The 19,072-nt window shown below is 69.9% G+C and carries 15 protein-coding genes; 5 read left to right on the forward strand and 10 right to left on the reverse strand.

The window, feature by feature from the left end:
* Positions 1-107: 107 nt before the first annotated feature.
* Genes E0500_RS14845 through E0500_RS14860 form a run of 4 tightly spaced genes read left to right on the forward strand, consistent with a single transcriptional unit; the run spans position 108 to position 6,656 of the window.
* The gene (locus E0500_RS14845) at positions 108-1,370 is read left to right on the forward strand and encodes a glycosyltransferase (RefSeq protein WP_131560567.1); all 1,263 of its coding nucleotides are present in this window, start codon (positions 108-110) and stop codon (positions 1,368-1,370) included.
* Positions 1,367-3,010 carry a phospholipid carrier-dependent glycosyltransferase gene (locus tag E0500_RS14850; RefSeq protein WP_131560566.1) on the forward strand — a complete coding sequence of 548 codons (1,644 nt, stop codon included), beginning with the start codon at positions 1,367-1,369 and terminating at the stop codon, positions 3,008-3,010. The genes E0500_RS14845 and E0500_RS14850 overlap by 4 nt, the downstream gene beginning before the upstream one ends.
* A complete protein-coding gene (locus tag E0500_RS14855; protein WP_131560564.1) occupies positions 3,007-4,209 on the forward strand; it encodes a glycosyltransferase in 1,203 nt (400 codons plus the stop codon). Before E0500_RS14850 ends, E0500_RS14855 begins: the two co-directional genes overlap by 4 nt.
* Before the next feature lie 44 nt (positions 4,210-4,253).
* Positions 4,254-6,656, forward strand: a complete 2,403-nt coding sequence (locus E0500_RS14860) for a galactose oxidase-like domain-containing protein (protein ID WP_181587003.1) — start codon at positions 4,254-4,256, stop codon at positions 6,654-6,656.
* A 30-nt stretch (positions 6,657-6,686) separates the two neighbouring features.
* Here E0500_RS14860 and E0500_RS14865 read toward each other — a convergent pair whose 3' ends face one another.
* The 4 genes from E0500_RS14865 to E0500_RS14880 all read right to left on the reverse strand — a co-directional run bounded on the left by E0500_RS14865 (position 6,687) and on the right by E0500_RS14880 (position 10,590).
* Positions 6,687-7,409, reverse strand: a complete 723-nt coding sequence (locus E0500_RS14865) for a Mut7-C RNAse domain-containing protein (protein WP_181587004.1) — start codon at positions 7,407-7,409, stop codon at positions 6,687-6,689.
* Between the two features lie 12 nt (positions 7,410-7,421).
* Positions 7,422-8,168 (reverse strand): TetR/AcrR family transcriptional regulator, encoded by a 747-nt coding sequence (locus tag E0500_RS14870; protein WP_131560560.1) that lies wholly within the window; start codon positions 8,166-8,168, stop codon positions 7,422-7,424.
* 23 nt (positions 8,169-8,191) lie between these two features.
* On the reverse strand, positions 8,192-9,757 hold the full coding sequence (locus E0500_RS14875) for an MFS transporter (RefSeq protein ID WP_131560558.1): 1,566 nt from the start codon (positions 9,755-9,757) through the stop codon (positions 8,192-8,194).
* A 119-nt stretch (positions 9,758-9,876) separates the two neighbouring features.
* Complete coding sequence (locus E0500_RS14880) at positions 9,877-10,590, reverse strand: hemolysin III family protein (RefSeq protein ID WP_131560556.1); 714 nt, start codon at positions 10,588-10,590, stop codon at positions 9,877-9,879.
* Positions 10,591-10,920: 330 nt separating this feature from the next.
* Between E0500_RS14880 and E0500_RS14885 the strand changes: the two genes are divergently transcribed.
* A complete protein-coding gene (locus tag E0500_RS14885; protein ID WP_131560554.1) occupies positions 10,921-12,756 on the forward strand; it encodes a phosphoenolpyruvate carboxykinase (GTP) in 1,836 nt (611 codons plus the stop codon).
* Between the two features lie 218 nt (positions 12,757-12,974).
* Here the strand turns inward: E0500_RS14885 and E0500_RS14890 are convergent, their stop codons facing one another.
* The 6 genes from E0500_RS14890 to E0500_RS14915 all read right to left on the reverse strand — a co-directional run bounded on the left by E0500_RS14890 (position 12,975) and on the right by E0500_RS14915 (position 19,052).
* Positions 12,975-13,577 carry a hypothetical protein gene (locus E0500_RS14890; protein WP_131560552.1) on the reverse strand — a complete coding sequence of 201 codons (603 nt, stop codon included), beginning with the start codon at positions 13,575-13,577 and terminating at the stop codon, positions 12,975-12,977.
* Positions 13,564-15,174 (reverse strand): VWA domain-containing protein, encoded by a 1,611-nt coding sequence (locus E0500_RS14895; protein ID WP_131560550.1) that lies wholly within the window; start codon positions 15,172-15,174, stop codon positions 13,564-13,566. Before E0500_RS14895 ends, E0500_RS14890 begins: the two co-directional genes overlap by 14 nt.
* The gene (locus tag E0500_RS14900) at positions 15,171-16,355 is read right to left on the reverse strand and encodes a toxic anion resistance protein (RefSeq protein WP_131560549.1); all 1,185 of its coding nucleotides are present in this window, start codon (positions 16,353-16,355) and stop codon (positions 15,171-15,173) included. Before E0500_RS14900 ends, E0500_RS14895 begins: the two co-directional genes overlap by 4 nt.
* Before the next feature lie 14 nt (positions 16,356-16,369).
* A complete protein-coding gene (locus E0500_RS14905) occupies positions 16,370-17,443 on the reverse strand; it encodes a hypothetical protein (protein ID WP_131560547.1) in 1,074 nt (357 codons plus the stop codon).
* 441 nt (positions 17,444-17,884) lie between these two features.
* Entirely contained in the window at positions 17,885-18,310 is a 426-nt protein-coding gene (locus E0500_RS14910; protein WP_131560545.1) for a hypothetical protein, read from the reverse strand.
* Between the two features lie 130 nt (positions 18,311-18,440).
* On the reverse strand, positions 18,441-19,052 hold the full coding sequence (locus tag E0500_RS14915) for a Uma2 family endonuclease (RefSeq protein ID WP_131560543.1): 612 nt from the start codon (positions 19,050-19,052) through the stop codon (positions 18,441-18,443).
* Between the last annotated feature and the right edge of the window lie 20 nt (positions 19,053-19,072).

The following is a 19,072-nucleotide window of genomic DNA, read 5'->3' on the forward strand; positions in this document are numbered from 1 at the left end:
TTCACAGTTTCCCCCTAGTCTCTGCACGGGGACGCGACGGGAGTGGCTCGCACTGGTCGAGTGACGCCCCTGTCGCGACAGGGGGTTTCGGAGATCTGGGGGGATCTTTGCTGACGTCTGTCTTCATCGCTGTCGTTTCGTTCGCCCTGTTCTGGATGGCGGCGTTCACCTTGTGGTGGCAGATGCACGCGTGGCGCACGCCCGAGGTGCTGGCCTCCACCCGGTTCAGCAGACCGGACGGGGACGAGCACGTCTCCTTCTCGCTGTTGCTGCCGGCGAGACACGAGCAGGCCGTGCTCGACCACACGGTCCAGCGCCTGCTGGAATCCACACACACGGACTTCGAGATCATCGTCATCGTCGGGCACGACGACCCGGAGACCACCGAGGTGGCCCGGAAGGCGGCGGACCGCGACCCGCGCGTCCGCGTCGTCGTCGACACCCACGAGAAGAAGAACAAGCCGAAGGCCATGAACACGGCGCTGCCGCACTGCCGCGGCGACGTCGTCGGGGTCTTCGACGCCGAGGACCAGGTCCACCCGGAGCTGCTGGCCCATGTCGACCACGCGTTCCGCTCCACCGGCGCGGACGTCGTCCAGGGCGGCGTGCAGCTCATCAACTTCCACTCCAGCTGGTACAGCCTGCGCAACTGCCTGGAGTACTTCTTCTGGTTCCGGTCGCGGCTCCATCTGCACGCGCAGAAAGGGTTCATTCCGCTCGGCGGCAACACCGTCTTCGTACGGACCGGCGTCCTGCGCGACGCCGGCGGGTGGGATCCCCACTGCCTGGCCGAGGACTGCGACCTGGGCGTCCGGCTGTCCAGCGCCGGCAGAAAGGTCGTCGTCGCGTACGACTCCGAGATGGTCACCCGCGAGGAGACCCCCGGCAGCCTGATGTCGCTGATGAAGCAGCGCACCCGCTGGAACCAGGGCTTCCTCCAGGTCTACCGGAAGCGGGACTGGAAGCAACTGCCCGGCTTCGGCCAGCGGTTGCTCGCCCGCTACACCCTCATGACGCCCTACCTTCAGGCGGTCTCGGGTGTGGTCATCCCGCTCAACGTGGCCATCGCGCTCTTCCTCGACGTGCCGGTGGGCATCGCCTTCGTCACCTTCCTGCCGGCCGTCACCGCTCTCGTCACCTTCGTCTTCGAGATCGTCGGACTGCACGACTTCGGCAAGCAGTACGGCCTGCGTGTCCGCTTCGTGCACTACCTCAAGCTCATCGTGGGCGGGCCCTTCTACCAGGTGCTCCTCGCCGGGGCCGCCGTCCGCGCCGTATGGCGTGAGCAACGCGGCCGCACCGACTGGGAGTTGACCAGCCACGTCGGCGCACATCTCGCGCACGTGAACCGAGAGGACGTTCCTGCGTGACCTCCACCCTTCCCGCGGTGACCGGAGCCACGGTCCCCGCGCAGCGGACAGCTGCGCCACCACCCGGTTCGACCCGTCGGACAACATCGCCGGAGCGCCTGCGCGGCTCGCGCCCCGACCTCGTCCTGTGCGCTGTCCTCCTGGTGGCGATCCTCGTCGTCCAGGGCTGGAACATCGCCGACTACCCGACCCTCAGCGACGACGAGGGCACCTACCTCGCCCAGGCCTGGGCCGTCCAGGAGGGCCGGGGCCTCGCCCACTACACGTACTGGTACGACCACCCGCCGCTCGGCTGGATCCAGATAGCCGTGCTGACCTGGATCCCGGCGCACTTCGCCCCCGGGTCGATGACCGTCGGCTCGATGCGGGCGACGATGCTGGTGATCAGTGCGGTCAGCGCCGTCCTCGTCTACGTCCTCGCGCGCCGCCTGTCGCTGCCGCGCTGGGCCGCGGGCCTCGGCATGGTCCTGTTCGGGCTCTCCCCGCTGTCAGTGGTCCTCCAGCGGGAGATCTTCCTCGACAACCTCGCGGTGATGTGGACGCTGCTCGCGTTCTGCCTGGCCGCCTCGCCGAGCCGCCACCTCTGGCACCACTTCGGCGCCGGGATCGCGGCCGCGACGGCGGTCCTCACCAAGGAGACGATGCTCATCGTGCTGCCCGCGGTGATGGTCACCATGTGGCGGCACAGCCACCCCGACACCAGGAAGTTCGCCCTCACCGGCGCCATCACCGCGTGCGCGCTCATCGGTGTCTCGTACCCGCTGCTCGCCCTGCTCAAGGGAGAGCTGTTCCCGGGCCCGGGACACGTCTCGCTCTGGGACGGGATCGAGTACCAGATGACCCGGCCCGGCTCGGGCTTCATCCTCGACCCGGGCTCCGGCTCGTACGCGGTGTTCCAGTCGTGGCTGTACTACGACCGGGTGCTGCCCGTCGGCGGGCTCGCCGCCGCGCTGCTGCTCCTGGTCACCTGGCGCTGGTCGGTGACCGCGCGGGCGCTCGCCGGACCAGCGCTCGCCGTGGCGATCCTCGCCGGGATGGCGATGCGCCCCGGCTACCTGCCCGCGATGTACGTCATCCAGGCGCTGCCGTTCCTCGCCCTGGTCCTCGCGGGCGGCACCGCGAGCGTCGCCCACGCGGTACTGCGCCGTGGGCGGCGCACGGGCGAGCGCACGTACCTCACCTGGGGGCGGTACGCGGTCGCGGCGGCGCTCGTGGGCGCCTCGGCCGCGTACGTCGTCCCGCGCTGGTACGACGGCAACCGCACCGCGGTGACCGCCGACGCCAACGCCCCCTACCGGGCTGCCGCCGAGTGGCTGGGCAGCGAGGTGGACAACCCGGGGAAGGCCCGGGTGCTCGTCGACGACGCGCTCTGGCTCGACCTCGTGCACGAGGGCTACAAGCCGGGCCTCGGCGTCATCTGGTTCTACAAGGCCGACCTCGACCCCGCGGTGACGAAGACGATGCCGCGCGGCTGGCGCGACCTCGACTACGTGGTCGCCTCGCCGACGGTACGGCGCGACGCCGTCGACCTGCCCACCGTCAAGGCCGCGATGGAGCATTCGACGCCGGTCGCCACCTTCGGCACCGGCGAGGAACGTATCGAGATCCGTCAGATCCAGGCCGCGGGAGGCGACCGATGACCGGCTACGAGTCCACCGTCCCCGACGAGCTGGGCGATCCGGCCGTACGCGGCGCCGAGGTCCCCGAGCCCGGTGCCGTCACCATCGTCGTCCCCACCTTCAACGAGTCCGCCAACGTACGGGAACTGCTGCACCGGATCACCGAGTCGGTGCCCGGCAGGCTGCCCTGCGAGGTCGTCTTCGTCGACGACTCCACCGACGACACGCCCGAGGTGATCGCCAAGGCCGCGCAGGACTGCCCGTTCCCCGTCACCGTGCTGCACCGCGACGAACCGGTGGGCGGGCTCGGCGGGGCGGTCGTCGAGGGCATGAAGGCGGCCACGTCCGACTGGATCGTCGTCATGGACGGCGACCTCCAGCACCCACCGTCCCTGGTGCCGGAGCTGGTGGCGACGGGTGAGCGGGCCGCCGCCGGACTGGTCGTCGCCTCCCGTTACATCAAGGGCGGCAGCCGCGCCGGGCTCGCGGGCAGCTACCGCGTCGCCGTCTCACGCGCGGCGACCTGGCTGACCAAGTCCCTCTTCCCGCGCCGGCTGCACGGCATCAGCGACCCTATGAGCGGCTTCTTCGCCATCCGCCGCAGTGCCGTCACGGCCGCGATCCTCCAGCCGCTCGGCTACAAGATCCTCCTGGAACTGGCCGTGCGCAGCCGTCCGCGCCAGGTCACCGAGGTGCCGTTCGTCTTCCAGGACCGGTTCGCGGGGGAGTCCAAGTCGACCGCGCGGGAGGGCCTGCGGTTCCTGCGCCACCTCGCCGGGCTGCGCACCGCCTCGCCCGTCGCCCGCATGGTGGCCTTCGGTCTGATCGGCGCCACCGGCTTCGTACCGAACCTGCTCGGCCTGTACGCGCTCACCGCGCTCGGCATGCACTACTTACCGGCCGAGATCCTCGCCAACCAGCTGGGGGTGGCCTGGAACTTCTGCCTCGTCGAGCACCTGCTGTTCAGAGAACGGCGCCGGCACCGGGCCCGCTGGGACCGTGTCGGCCGCTTCGCCCTGCTCGCCAATGCCGATCTCGTGCTGCGCATCCCGCTGATCGCGCTGCTGGTCGGCCGGTCCGGGATGGGCGTGCTGCCCGCCACCGCGCTCGCGCTGGTGACGACGTTCGTCCTGCGCTTCGCCGGCACCGAAGCGCTGGTCTATCTGCCGCGCAGGAACAAGGCCGGGCGCGGGAGCCGCACACCGAGGAGAACCGCATGAGAGTTCGGATCGGACCGACACCCCGGATGAGACCCGAACTCCGGATGAGACCGACGCGGAGAACATCGTTGCTGGGCGTGGGCGCCCTGGCCGCGGGCCTGCTGCTCGCCGTGCCCCAGCCCGCGTCCGCCGCCAACCTGGTGAAGAACCCCGGCTTCGAGACCGCAGGCACCGGTGACATGCCCTACTGCTGGGAGAAGTCCGGCTGGGGCGACAACGACGTCACCTACTCCACCGTCGCCGACGCCCACTCCGGCTCCAGGGCCATGAAGGTCGAGCTGCCCCGGCGCGTCGACGGCGACCGCAAGGTGCTGATCACCGAGTCGACCGAGTGCGCACCGGTGGTCTCGGTGGGCAGGCAGTACGACCTGTCGCTCTGGTACAAGTCGACCACCCCCGACACCGCGGTCACCCTCTTCCGGCACGACGCCACGGCGGGCTGGCAGTACTGGACCGACCTCAAGACGCTGGAGCAGGCGGGCACCTGGACCCGGGCCTCGGTGCGCACGCCGGCCGTCCCGGCCGGCACCGACCGCATCACCTGGGGCGTCTCGGTGTACGGCACCGGGTCCGTGACCACCGACGACTACACGATGGAACAGGTCGCCGACCCCGTCCCCGAGCCGACCTGCACGGGCACGGCCGAGGAGTGCGCGAACGGCAGGTGGGACGTCCTGCCCACGCAGAACCCCGTCCGCTCCATGCACTCGGTCGTCCTCAGGAACGGCAAGGTGCTGCTGATCGCGGGCTCGGGCAACAGCGAGACGATGTTCGAGGCGGGCACGTTCACCTCGGCTGTCTACGACCCGGTGGCCGGCACGTACAAGGTCATCCCCACGCCCAAGGACATGTTCTGCGCCGGGCACGTCCAGCTCGACGACGGGCGTGTGCTCGTGATGAGCGGCAACAAGGCGTACCCGGTCGCGGGCGGGCACGGCTACGAGGGCTACAAGGACTCGTACGTCTTCGACCCGGTCACCGAGGCCTACAGCAAGACCAACGACATGAACGACGGCCACTGGTACCCGTCGGCCACCGCACTCGGCAACGGTGACGTCATCTCGTTCGGCGGGCTGCGCGAGGACTCCTCCGGTTCGGTGACCACCGAGCTGTGGTCGGACGCCGAGCAGCAGTGGCAGCCGCTGTGGAAGGTCAACCAGACCTGGTCGTTCTGGGGCCTGTACCCGTCGATGATCCTCATGCAGGACGGGCGGCTCTTCTACTCGGGCAGCCACGTCTTCGGCAACAACATTCCCGGCACGGGCTCGGCGGTGTACGACTACGACGCGAACACGGTCACCCAGATCCCCGGCCTGCAGAACAAGGACGAGCGCGACCAGTCCGCGAGCGTGCTGCTGCCCCCGGCCCAGGACCAGAAGGTCCTCACGATCGGCGGTGGCAACATCGACTCCAACCCCGAGGCGAACCGCCTCACCGACGTCATCGACCTGAAGGCCGCGAACCCCTCGTACGTCGCGGGCCCGCCGCTGCCGCAGGGCACCGTCGACGTCGGTGCCGGTCCCGTCCCGCAGACCGGCGACCAGGGCAAGATGTACGTCTCCGCCGTACTCCTGCCGGACGGCAAGGTCCTGGAGACGGGCGGCGCGCTGCACAACCGGGCCGATCCGGTGTACGAGTCGTCGGTCTACGACCCGGCCACGAACACCTTCGACCCGGTGGCCGCCGATCCCGAGGCCCGTGGCTACCATTCGTCCGCGTTCCTGCTGCCCGACGGCCGGGTGATGGCGACGGGCGACAACCCGGGCAACGGCACATGGAACCACGACGTGTCGCTCTACACGCCGCCGTACCTGCTGAAGGGACCCCGCCCGACGATCACCTCGGTCATCGACACCGAATGGCAGTACGGCGACACGCAGCGCATCACGGTCGACCGTCCCATCGCCAAGGCGGAGCTGATCCGTCCGGCCGCGGTGACGCACTCCTCCGACCCGAACCAGCGCTTCGTGGACCTGCCCCTGTCGGTGGACGGCAACAACGTCGACCTGAACGTGACGAGCAACCCCAACCTGGCCCCGCCCGGCTGGTACATGCTCTTCGCCGTCGACGCGAACGGCGTGCCGTCGGTGGCGAAGTGGGTCCACCTCCAGGGACCGTCGGCGCTGGCCGCGGCCACCACGCCCGACGCCCACATCCACTCCTTCGCCGACTCCCTGACGGGCAAGGTCACGGGCCCCGGCAAGAAGCGCACGTCCCAGAAGGTCAGCACCACGATCTCCGGCTGCGACCGCCACTACGGCTCCGCCAACGTGTGTGTGCCGACGGCCTTCCCGCCGGAGGTCAAGGACACGACGAAGGCGCGTTGTACATGGCTTAAGGAGCACGACTACGGGCGCCTGAAGGTGAACGGAAAGGATGATCCCCTGGGGCTGGACCCGAACGGGGACGGGCTGGCGTGCGGAAAGGCGGATGTGCGGAAGCGATAGCGTCCCGGCAGGGGGCTGGCTCTGTCTCCGCTACCCGAATTCCTCGACGGCGCGCACCACGATCGTCTCCAGCTGATCGTGGTGCGCGCCCTTCCAGTACGCCCGCCCGCACTCCCCGCACTGCGCGAACACGTCGTACGACCGCCGCGTCCCGCCCTCCAGCTGGTCCACGACGTCGTCCTTCGCCGCCTCCTTGAGGAGCCCGTTGCAGGCGGTGCACCGCGTCCAGGGCCGTAGCTCGGGTGCGAACCGGTCCAGTACGTCCCGGAGTTGCTCATCCGGGCGCGTGCTGTACACGAACGCCCCTGCCCACAGTTCGCGGCGCCGCAGCAGCCCCCGGTCCCGGCTGAGCATGACCCGTCGCTCGGCGGCGGAGCGCGCAGCGAGGGCGGGGTCGCCGATGTCGGTGGACTCGTAGGCCGCGTCGACGCCGAGGAGGCGCAGCCGGCGGGCGAGGGTGCCGAGGTGGACGTCGAGGAGGAAGCGGAGCGGGGCGCCGGGGACGCGCTGGGGGCGGGGGACGGGCCGCACCTCCACGGTCTCGCCCGGCCCGGGGACGTGGGAGACCGGTACCTCACGGCCGTCGACCACCAGCGCGCCGACCTCGGTCAGGGGGGCGCCCAGTGACTCGATGACGTGGCCGAGCGTCGAGACGCCGTCGGTGACGACCTTCGTGGCGCCCCTCCGTCGCCCCTGCGGGAGGAAGAGCCCCAGCTCGGGGGCGAACTCGACGTGGATCTCCGGTCCGTTCACCCGGTCAGGATGTCATGGCTGCGGTGCGGCAGGCCCGTGCATTTCGGAGGCCTTCGGGGCCTCGACGGGGGCAACGCCCGGGCCATGGTCCGGGCCATCGTCCGGTGGCCGGCGGGCCAGGTCCCTGAAGGTGCTGAGGGTGCGGTCGACCAGGTCGACCACGTCGTCCCGGTAGTCGCGTTCGGCCCAGTAGATCACCGCTTCGAAGAGGGCGGACATCAGCCCCATCGCGTAGACCCGTACCTCCAGGTCGTCCGGGTCGCGTCCGGTGCGGTCCGCGATCGCCCGGCACAGCAGGCGGCCCGTGACGGACATGCTCTCCATGGCGCGGGAGCGCACCGCGGGCACCGACACGATCAGCCCCGAACGGAGCTTCAAGTCCTCCTCTTCGTAGCCCGGGGTGTCGGCGACCTGCATGGCCATCGACTGCCGGATCGCCCACCGCACCGACTCCAGCACCGGCTCGTCCGCGGGGCGCGACCGCAGCATCTCCTCCACCAGGACGTCGTACTCGTCCGTGATGATGATGTCCTCCTTGGTGGGGAAGTACCGGAAGACGGTGCTGGGAGAGACCTCGGCCTCGTCGGCGATCTGCTCGACGGTCGTCGCCTCGTACCCCTGTTCCTTGATGAGCCGGTAGGTGGCGTCCCGGATCGCGGTGCGTGTCTTGAGCTTCTTCCGCTCCCGCAGGCTCAGCCGGCGCTCCGCCTCCGGGAGCCGCCGGGCCGTGTCCGGAACAGGGGTTCGTGCCGTGGTCATGTCCTTCATTGTCGGCCATGGGCCTACCGGGGAGCCAGATCCGGAGTTTCGCCGTCCGACGCCGGGGCCGGTTCGGGGGCTTCGCCCGGTCGCTGGTTCGGCAGCAGTACCGCCGTCAGGAGTGCGGCCACCAGGGCCGCGATGCCGCAGACGACGAGGACCGTGGACATGCCGTCCACGTACGCGGAGTCGGCGGAGCGGGCGAGGACCGGCAGTCCGAGCTGTTCGGCGACCGTGTGGGCGCCGGTCAGTGAGGCGCGCGCGGCGTCGGCCGCTTCGGCCGGGAGGCGGGCGGTGTCGACGCGGTCGCCGTAGGTCCCGGCGACCAGGCTGCCGAGCAGCGCGATGCCGATCGCGCCACCCACCTGGCGCAGCGTCATCAGCAGACCGGAACCGCTGCCCGCCTCCTCGGCGGGAATACCGCCGAGTGCGGCGTCCATCGCGGGCACCATCGCGAGACCGAAGCCCATGCCCGCGACCGTCAGCCACAGCGCGGTGAACCCGTAGCCGCCGCCGGTCTCGGTGCGCGAGCCGAGCAGCGCGGCGAAGCACAGCACCGCCAGGCCCGCGGTGACGACCGGGCGGGGACCCGCGCGCCCCACCAGGAGTGTGCTCAGCCGCGCGGAGACCATCAGGCCGCCCATCATCGGCAGCAGCCGCAGCCCGGTGCCGAACGCGTCGGTGCCGCCGACCTCCTGGAGGTAGGTCGGCAGCATGAACAGCAGACCGGAGAAGACGAACGTGCCGAGTGTCGCGGCCAGGGTGTTGAACAGGAAGCCCCGATGCCGGAGGAGCCGGATGTCGAGCATCGGCCGTACGGCGCGCCGTTCCCGTACGACGAGGGCGGTGAGCAGCAGTGCGGACAGCGTGAACGAGCCGATGACCTCGGGGCTGCCCCAGCCACGCCCGGGTGCCTCGATGATGCCGAAGACCAGTGCGCCGAGGCCGAGGGCGCTGTACGCGGTGGACAGTACGTCGACCTTGGGCGAGGAGGGGTCGCGGGACTCGGGGAGCAGGAGGACGCAGGCGGCGATGCCGATCGCGACCATCGGCACGTTGATCAGGAAGATCGAGCCCCACCAGTAGTGGTCGAGCAGGACTCCGCCGACGAGGGGTCCGAGGGGCATGCCCGCGGCCATCGAGGCGGTGACGGCGGCGACGGCCTTGCTGCGTTCCTCGGGGCCGAACATCGACGGCAGTACGGACAGTCCGAGCGGGATCACCAGCGCGGCGCCCACACCCATCACCGCGCGGGCGGCGATGACCGGCCCGGGTGTGTCGACGAGGGTGCCGAACAGGGCGCCGACGAGGAACACGCCGAGTCCCGCGATCAGCATCCTGCGCCGCCCGAAGCGGTCGCCGAGCAGTCCGGCGGGCAGCATCAGCGCCGCGAACACCACGATGTACGCGTCCACGATCCACTGGAGTTCGCCGGTGCTCGCTCCCAGCTGCCCGGCCATCGTCGGGAGCGCGACGTTCAGGATCGTCATGTCGAAGCCGAGCACGAGCATGCTGGCGACCAGTGCGCCGAGGGCCCACCAGCGGCGGGGATCACGGCGCTGGTCCTGTGCGTGCGTGACAGTAGCCATGAAATGAGAGTAACTCTCAAAAGGTAGTGAGTGTCAATCTTGGGTGCCCTGGCATGCGAAATGGCCGCGGCTTCGAAGCCGCGGCCATTGAAGAGGAGCTGTCCGGAAGGGTCGGGAGGTCAGGCGTGCTGATAGGCCACCAGTGAGATGCCGACGTAGTGCACGACGAACGCAGCGAGGGTGAAGGAGTGGAAGACCTCATGGAAGCCGAACCAGCGTGGTGACGGGTTCGGGCGCTTCATCCCGTAGATCACGCCACCCGCGCTGTAGAGGAGGCCGCCGACGATCACCAGGACGAGGACGGCGATCCCGCCGGTGCGCAGGAAGTCGGGGAGGAAGAAGACGGCGGCCCAGCCCATCGCGATGTAGCAGGGGGTGTAGAGCCAGCGTGGGGCCCCGATCCAGAACACGCGGAAGACGATGCCCGCCAGCGCGGCACCCCAGATGCCCCACAGCAGCCACTGTCCCTTGCTGTCGGGCAGGAGCAGCAGGGTCAGCGGTGTGTAGGTGCCCGCGATGATCAGGAAGATGTTGGCGTGGTCCAGGCGGCGCAGCACGGCGTCCATGCGCGGGCTCCAGTCGCCCCTGTGGTAGAGCGCGCTGACTCCGAAGAGCAGGCAGGCCGTCAGGACGTAGATACCGCAGGCGATGCGTGCCCGCGGCGAGCTCGCGAGCGCGGTGAGCACCAGGCCCGCGACGATCACGGCCGGGAACATGCCCGCGTGCAGCCAGCCTCGGAGTCTCGGCTTGACCGGATGCGACGGGGAGAGCGCGGCAGGACCGCGGTCGGCGACCGGCGTGTCCGTGTGCGCGTCGGAGGCGGACGCAGTCATGTCCGGCATCGTACCTACGCAGCCGTAAGTGATGTATCAGTCTGACCGGTTGGGCGCCCAGGAGTGGCGATGTTCTCATGGCGGGCCCGAATTCGGGATACCCGTGGTGAAGCGCCCGTGACGCGTCGAAACCAGGTGGGCGAATTCTACCAAGTGGTGATGCTCACGCCGCTCAGGTGTGAGGCCCACTGGACATATGCGCAGATGCGTCGGATGATCAAATGAGTGCGGTCGGCACCGGATGAGCGCCAAGCGGTCCAGACCGTGAAGCATCCGGGTCGCGGCCCCCAAGGGGCACCCAACAAAAAATCCCTCGTTTTAGGAGCAATCGTGGCGCGCGACATCGCGGCTCCCCCGAATACCGTCCCCACCAGCCATCAGGAACTGGTCGCGTGGGTGGACGAGATAGCCGAACTGACGCAGCCGGACAACGTGGTCTGGTGTGACGGATCCGAAGCCGAGTACGACCGGCTCTGTGCGGAGCTCGTCGAAAAGGGCACCTTCAAGAGGCTCGACCCGATCAAGCGCCCCAACTCCTACTACGCGGCCTCCGACCCGACCGATGTCGCCCGGGTCGAGGACCGTACGTTCATCTGCTCCGAGCGGGAGGAGGACGCCGGCCCGACCAACCACTGGAAGGCTCCCGCCGAGATGCGGGAGATCTTCCAGGGCACGGACGGGGACGGCGGTATCTTCCGGGGTTCGATGCGGGGGCGGACGATGTACGTCGTGCCGTTCTGCATGGGCCCGCTGGGTTCGCCGCTCTCCGCGATCGGCGTCGAGATCACCGACTCCGCGTATGTGGCGGTGTCCATGCGCACCATGACCCGTATGGGACAGCCGGTGCTGGACGAGCTGGGCTCCGAGGGCTTCTTCGTGCGTGCCGTGCACACGCTCGGGGCGCCGCTGGAGCCGGGCCAGGCGGACGTGCCGTGGCCGTGCAACAGCACCAAGTACATCTCGCACTTCCCCGAGACCCGCGAGATCTGGTCGTACGGCTCCGGCTACGGCGGCAACGCGCTGCTCGGCAAGAAGTGCTACGCCCTGCGCATCGCGTCCGTGATGGCGCGGGACGAGGGCTGGCTGGCCGAGCACATGCTGATCCTCAAGCTCACCCCGCCCAGCGGCGAGTCGAAGTACGTGGCCGCGGCCTTCCCCTCGGCGTGCGGCAAGACGAACCTCGCCATGCTGGAGCCGACGATCTCCGGCTGGACGGTCGAGACGATCGGCGACGACATCGCCTGGATGCGGTTCGGCGAGGACGGGCGTCTGTACGCCATCAACCCCGAGGCGGGCTTCTTCGGGGTCGCGCCCGGCACGGGCGAGCACACCAACGCCAACGCGATGAAGACGCTGTGGGGCAACTCGGTCTTCACGAACGTCGCGCTCACCGATGACAACGACATCTGGTGGGAGGGCATGACGGAGGAGACCCCGGCACACCTCACGGACTGGAAGGGCAACGACTGGACGCCGTCCTCGGACACCCCGGCGGCCCACCCCAACGCCCGCTTCACCGTACCGGCCTCGCAGTGCCCGATCATCGCGCCCGAGTGGGAGGACCCGAAGGGCGTGCCGATCTCGGCGATCCTGTTCGGCGGCCGTCGCGCCTCGGCGGTGCCCCTGGTGACGGAGTCCTTCGACTGGAACCACGGTGTGTTCCTCGGCGCGAACGTGGCGTCGGAGAAGACCGCGGCGGCCGAGGGCAAGGTCGGCGAGCTGCGTCGCGACCCCTTCGCGATGCTCCCCTTCTGCGGCTACAACATGGGCGACTACATGGGCCACTGGGTCGACGTCGCCAAGGGCAAGGACCCGGCCGCGCTGCCGAAGATCTACTACGTCAACTGGTTCCGGAAGAACGACGAGGGCAAGTTCGTCTGGCCGGGCTTCGGTGAGAACAGCCGCGTCCTGAAGTGGATCGTGGACCGGCTGGCCGGCCGGGCCGAGGGCGTCGAGACCCCGATCGGCATCCTGCCGACGAAGGAGGCCCTCGACACGAACGGACTCGACCTGTCCGACTCGGACCTGGCCTTCCTCCTCACCGTCGACAAGGAGGTGTGGCGTGAGGAGGCCGGGCTGGTTCCCGACCACCTCAACACCTTCGGCGATCACACGCCCAAGGAACTGTGGGACGAGTACCACGCCCTGGTGCAGCGCCTGGGCTGACGCCCCCTCGCTCCGTGGCCGGCCATGACCCGCCCTGACCTGCGATGTCACCTTGGCCGGTCGCGGTGACGCAACACTGGGAAACCCGGGGCTCGCACAAAGGCGTGCGAGCCCCGGGGTTTTTTCGCTCCCGCCGCCTTCAGGCGGCAGCCCTCAGGCCGCCCGTCGGCTGCCGGTCGGCTGCCGGTCTGAGGGCTGCGGCCGAAACGGCGGCGGTGCTACCCGGACCGGCCCTCCAGATAACGCGTGTGCGACTCCTGTCGCCGGGCCTCGGTGTCCCGCAGGGCGGCCGCCAGCCTCGTGAGCTCCTCCTGGAGTGCGGAGAGCTGGCGCTCCAGGTGATGCTCGGGCGGATCCGTCCCCGGCGACAGCCGGGTCCACCACCGGGTCCGTACGAAGGTGTCGACCGCCTCGGGTACGTCCTGCCGCACGGCCCTGGACAGGGCGTGCATGCCCTCCGGGTCGTGCGCGAGGACCTCGGCGACCCAGCCGGGGTCGAGGAGGGCCGTGAGCAGCTCGGTCAGCTCGGTGAGACGGCCGGAGGCGGCGGGCGGCAGTTCGACGTCCGCCAGATAGTCGCGGAGCCGGCCGAAGTCGGCGCGCACCTCGTCGAGCTGCGCGGACGGGTCCGGGAAGTCCGGCAGGGGCGGGCGTTCGGGCGGGGCGATCAGGGCGCCCGCGCCGTACAGGCCGACGACCACGACCGGCCAGTACACGCCCGCGACTCCGGTGAAGGTCAGCGCGAGCCCGACGAGCCCGAGGGCGCTGCCGGTGAGGTTCTTGCGGGACTCGACGTACCCGAGGAACTTACTGGTAGCCACGGATCTCCTCGAAGGCGCCGTCCAGCGAGCCCTGCTGGGCGTCGAAGAGGCGGCCGCCGGTCAGGTCGGCGATGTGCTCCAGTTCCGCCCGGTCGGAGTCGCCGAAGAGGATGGGGAAGACGGGGATGTCCCGCTGGTGGCCGGTGAGCCGGGCGTAGAAGTCGTCGAACTCCTCCGGGCCCGCGCCCGCCGTGTTCTCGCCGTCCGTCATCAGCACGACCGACGTGAACGTGTCCCGGTCGGCGGCGCCGAGGCGCTCGTACGCCTTCTCCAGCGAGGTGTAGATCGCTGTGTCGCCGGAGGCACTGACCCGGCGGGTGTCCGTACGGATGCCGTCGAGCCCGGCCCGCGGGTCCTCGGGCCGTACGACATGGGTGCGCACGGACTTCACCTCCGACCCGAACGGCATCAGCGTCACCTCCTCCCGGTCCCGGAACTCGCTGGTCAGCTCGGTGAGCGCGGTCTTCAGCCGGTCGAGGCGCTCGCCCTCCATGGAGCCCGAGGTGTCCAGGACGTACACGGTGCGGGAGGGCCGGCGCAGCTCGTTGTCGTACGCGTCGAGGAGCCCGTCGGCGACGGAACGGCTGCCCGGGAAGGGCAGTTCGCGCCGTCTGCCGCTGTCGAGCCCCGGCCCGAGCGGCACGGAGGCGACGACCGGGCGGCGCAGGGTGCGGTCGGTGATGAGCCGTTGGATCTCCGGGGTGCGCAGGGCCTCGGTGAGACGGCGGACGTCGTCGCGGACCTCCTGGCCCGTGGACGCGAGCGAGGAGAGCGGGTAGTCGGCGGTGACCACCCCGTCACGCGGGCGGATCACCGTCAGGTCCTTGCGGGCCTTCAGCACCGACTCGTAGTTGAGCAGCGCGTCGACGTCACCGCGCCGGTCGTACGCCTGAGCAAGCCAGCCCGACGACCCCGACGTCAGCTGCTGCCCCTTGAAGAACTCCTTCAACTTCGGTGTGGCCTTCTCCACGTCCGCGTCGGTGAGCGCGGACTGGGCTCCGGACAGGCCCGAAGCCACCGAGATGAGGGTGGAGAAACCGGAGTTGGAGCGGGAGGGGTCCGTCATGCCGTAGGTCAGCTTGCCGTCCGCGACCGCCTCGTCGATGTCCGACCAGGTGACGTCGTCCGGCTTCCACCCCAGCTCCCGTACGGTCCCCGGCTTCACGCCGATCGCGACCGGGCTGGACATCACCGGTGTCTCGGACACGATCTGCTTCGCGGCCTCCGGACGCAGGCGCAGATAGTCGTTGGAGGAGAGCCAGAGAGCGTCGTACCTCTCCTTGGCCCTGCCCTCGGCGAGCAGGTCGACCGCGTCGAGGGTGCCCGTGTAGGTGGGGCGGACTTTGATGCCGGTGTCCTTCTCCACCTGCTCGAACACCACTGTCATGTCGGCGAGTTCGCTGGAGGCGAGCACGCGGAGGGTGCCGGGGACGGGCTTGCCCGGGTTGCCGGGGGTCTGAACGGACTTGCCCGGGTCGCCGTCGGCCGTGCAGGCGGTGAGCAGGGCCGCCGCCGAGGCGAGAGTGACGGCGAGCGCTGCCGTACGTCCTTTCGTACGTCCGCTTTGCCGTGTTCTCGGCTGTGTTCCGCGCGTCATCCGAGCCCTCCCTCCAGCGCGCCCTGGGAGCGGCTGCGCTCCAGGTACGCCGTGGCGTGCTGGAGTTCGGAGGTGAGGGACTCGACGGTGGCGGCCATCGTCTCGGTGGCCTGGACCTTGTAGGTGTCGATGGCGTCGAGGGTGCGATAGATCTGCTGGAAGGCGGAGCGCAGGGTCTCCGCGCCCACGGCCGGGTCGGCGGCGATGCGCTGGATCTCGCCGCTCTGGGTGGCGAGCATCTCGGCGTTCCCGCGGATCAGGTCCTCGGTCGTGCCGCGCAGGGCGTTCACCTGGTCGACGACCTTGCGCTGGTTGTCGAGCGCGGAGGCGAGCATGACGGAGATCCGCAGGGCCGAGACCGTGGTGGTGGCGGCCCGGTCGACGCCCTTGATCAGCTCGTCGTTGTTGCGCCGTACGACGTCCATGGCCAGATAGCCCTGGGCGCAGACGGCGAGCTGGGTGAGCAGGTCCTGGTGCTTCTGCCGGACGGGGAAGAGCACGTCGGCGCGCAGGGCGTCGGCCTGTACCGGGTCCGTCGCCTCCACGCCCGCGATGTGCTGCTCGACGGCCGTGTCCAGGGCCTGGGTGAGGACGACGTACTCCTGGAGCTTGCCCATGGACTCCCAGAGGCGGACCCGCTCGGTCTGGAGCGCCGCGTTGTCGCGGCGGAGTTCGTCCTGCCCGCCGCGCAGCGAGCCCACGATCTTGTTCAACGTGCCCTGTGCCGAGGCGTACTTGGCGACGTGATCGCGCAGCTTGTTGCCGCCGGGCAGCCGGGAGAGGAACCTGCGCCCCTTCGCGGCCGGCAGGTCACGCGGGTCCAGGTCCTCCACCACCCGGCGGAGCTCGACGAGCGAGCCCGCCACCTGGGACTGGGCGTCCTCGCCCTTGGACGGCAGGGAGCGGACGGTGCGCTCCAGCATGCGGTTGGACTGAGCCGCCGCGGTCCGTATCTCGCCGGCGCCGAGGGCGGTGATCTCGCCGACCTTGCCGGCGAACTCGGGGGAGCGGGCGTCGAGAGTGGCGAGCCCCCGCACGTACTCGGCGGCCTTGCGCTCCATGTCCGTACGGACCCCGTCGTCGACGGGGACGAGCCCGCCGGCCTTCTCCCGGGGCACGGGCGCGACGGCCTCGGGCGGTGTGAGTATGAAGGTGTCGTTGGTGTCGTTATCTGTGGTCACTTGCTGTTCCCCCGTTATCCGCGGGCCCGGCGCGCCAGCTCGTGCAGCACCGCGGAGGTGGGCACGGGCGCCTGCCGGACACCGCTCAGTTGCTGGTTGAGATATGTGCCGCTGTCGGCAGCGGCCGACGCGAACTCGGCGCCACCGTCCTGCGGCCGGAAGCCGTGCCGGACGGCCAGCTTGCGCAACTGTGGGTCGGTGCCGAGGAGTTCACCGAGCGCGCGGCCGTTCTCGGTGAGCGGTACGACGGTGTGGTCGCTGGTGATGGTGGTGTCCGGGTAGAGGACCACCATGTCGCCGGGGCTCTGCCCGTCGTCGAGGAGTGCGGCGACCTGCGACTCGTAGACCAGGACCAGCGGGTTGCCGGCACCGCTGACGAAGTCACGGAAGACCGCGTCCGTACTGGACTGCTGGGCGCCCTGGACGCCGATCAGCTTGCGCATCAGGGGCGCCACGCGCTCGACGTCGGCGTCGCTCGCCACCAGCCGGCCGCCGGCCGCGACGTACGAGGTTGCGGCGAGGTAGAGGGCGCCGGAGTTGGAGGTCTCCGGGTCGGTGCTGGAGATGTAGAGGGTGCCGGTCAGCTCCCCGTACTTCTCGGCGCCCTTGAGCTGTTGCCAGGTCCGGTCGTCCCGGGCGGCGTCGAGGTAGGCGCCCATCTTCAGCGTGCCGCGGTGCTCGTCGAGGGTGGCGAGCCCGTTCGAGGCCAGGACCTCGGCGGCGTTGCGGTGGGCCACGACGACGAGGGGCGAGTAGAAGGGGCGCGCCAGGGTCTGCTTCACGCCGTACTTCTTCGCGAGTTCGGCGGCGGGCACCTGGCTGGACGGGAAGGCGGCGTCGTACCCCTTGAGGTCGAATCCCTCCATGGCCCAGGACCCGGAGGTCTCGGCCTTCACGGTGTAGCCCTTGACGGCGAGGGCCTTCACCACGTCCGGATCGGCGAAGAACTCGGCCTTCTCCGATCCGATCACCATGCGCACGGTCTTCGTTGCCGTGCCCGTGTCCTGCTCCTCGCGTCCTGCCACGACGGCCGCCACCACGCCGCCGAGCAACAGGACCGCCAGGACGATTCCTGCGATGCGTCTCACATCGGGGAGAGTGCTCGCGGAAGGCAAAGTTCCCTGTGTGTCCTGGTGAACGCAGGGTGACGAGCCGATCCCGGTATGCAACCGGAGCGCTGCGTTCCGGCCGGTGGCCGATTGTTTTCGGGTTCGGTGGGGTACTCGAAGGCGGCGTAAGGCTGTTGTTTCCCTTCCCGTCTGTTTCCGGCTGGGCTGATGCCGGGCAGGTGCTGGGGGTGGTGGCGACGCGCTGCGACATGGAGCGCCGGGGTTGTGACGGGCCCCGGCGCTTCACCGCGTGGTGGCATCAGCCGAGTCACCCCCGCGCGCCGGGGCTCCGCTCGACGGTTTTTCTCGCCCGGCTGCGCGCAGTGCTGTGGCACCCGGTCCGCCCGTCGCTGCGGGTGCACGCGGGGCCGGGACCGATCTTGGGAACTGCCTGCAGGGAAGGAGTCAGCCGGTGAGGAGTCAGCCGGTGGTGCTCAGCTCACGCCGGCTGGCCAGCGCCGCGCTGTGCGCGTCCATGCGCTCGGCCGCGAGGATCGCCGCCGCCGTGTCGGCGCGGGAGGCGGCGACCACCAGGGCGCGGCCCGCGAGGGCGTGCGCCCGCCGGTGGAGCGCCGCGGTATGCGCATCGTGGACGGCGGCGGCCTCCGCCGACCGCACGGGCGGGAGTCCTCCCCGCAACCGGGCCACCTGCCCGGTCAGCCGCTCCGCGGCGGCGTCCAGGTCGTCGGACGGAGCCAGAGCGCGGAGCTCGTCCGTCACGGTCAGCAGCGCCGCGAGATGGCCCGCGAGCTGGATGTCCAACTCCTCCTCGCGGGAGCGGTGGGGGAAGTCGGGGCTGGTGCCGGCCATCGTGTGCACCGACTTGGTGCGGATCGGTTCGTACATGGGACGGCCTCCAAGCTCTCGTGCACCCAGCCTAGCTTAGATTCCGTCTAAAGTTGAGTGCAGTCCGAAAGCCTTGCGGGTGCCCGACAGCTTTACGAGTGTCCGTTGGGGTGAGACGGGCGACCGTTTCCTACGGCTGCTGTTCCTCCGGCTCCAGCCCCATCTCCTTCGCGCTGTAGCGGGGCAGGTCGCTGGTGTCGATCGTCCACGTGCCCAGGTCCGTGGTAACGGTCACGGGCTTGCCGTAGGACAGGTGCAGGCGGTTCTCATAGGCGGGCCGCCCCTCGGCCCGGCCGATCTCCCACTGGTACGTCCATGTCCCGTCGCGCGGATCGAGGATCAGGTAGTGGGGGATGCCCATGGCAGGGTAGTCGCGGGTCTTGTGCTCGTAGTCGTTCTCGGGGTTCGAGGGCGAAACGATCTCGACCGCGAAGATGATCTCGTGGGGATCGAGAGGATTATCCGTCTGCATGGCCTCGCCGGAGCAGACGAGGATGTCCGGAACACGCAGCTTGCCGAGCGACTCGTCATCGATGTCGGTGGCTTCAAAGGCGAAAAATCCCTCCGGAAGCTGCGCGTCGAGCTGCCGGGAGACCCACTTCGCCGTGAACTGGTGGCGGGGCCGCGGGCTCACCACCATGACGAGCTGTCCGTCACTGATCTCTGGCCAGGTGGAGCCCGGCGGCGGGGTGATGCGGTCGCGGCGGTTGCGGAGCCGCTGGTAAAGGGTCTGCTGGGTCATCGGGGCCTCCCGCATCCGGC

Origin of the sequence: Streptomyces sp. KM273126, assembly GCF_004337435.2 — a bacterium.
GTDB classification, from domain to species: Bacteria; Actinomycetota; Actinomycetes; order Streptomycetales; family Streptomycetaceae; genus Streptomyces; species Streptomyces acidicola.

What these genes read in the sequence shown, in the direction of transcription:
- E0500_RS14855 (WP_131560564.1), top strand. Translation starts at nt 3,007, where the DNA reads ATGACCGGCTACGAGTCCACCGTCCCCGACGAGCTGGGCGATCCGGCC.
- E0500_RS14860 (WP_181587003.1), top strand. Translation starts at nt 4,254, where the DNA reads ATGAGACCGACGCGGAGAACATCGTTGCTGGGCGTGGGCGCCCTGGCC.
- E0500_RS14870 (WP_131560560.1), bottom strand. Translation starts at nt 8,168, where the DNA reads ATGACCACGGCACGAACCCCTGTTCCGGACACGGCCCGGCGGCTCCCG.
- E0500_RS14875 (WP_131560558.1), bottom strand. Translation starts at nt 9,757, where the DNA reads ATGGCTACTGTCACGCACGCACAGGACCAGCGCCGTGATCCCCGCCGC.
- E0500_RS14880 (WP_131560556.1), bottom strand. Translation starts at nt 10,590, where the DNA reads ATGACTGCGTCCGCCTCCGACGCGCACACGGACACGCCGGTCGCCGAC.
- E0500_RS14895 (WP_131560550.1), bottom strand. Translation starts at nt 15,174, where the DNA reads ATGACGCGCGGAACACAGCCGAGAACACGGCAAAGCGGACGTACGAAA.
- E0500_RS14910 (WP_131560545.1), bottom strand. Translation starts at nt 18,310, where the DNA reads ATGTACGAACCGATCCGCACCAAGTCGGTGCACACGATGGCCGGCACC.
- E0500_RS14915 (WP_131560543.1), bottom strand. Translation starts at nt 19,052, where the DNA reads ATGACCCAGCAGACCCTTTACCAGCGGCTCCGCAACCGCCGCGACCGC.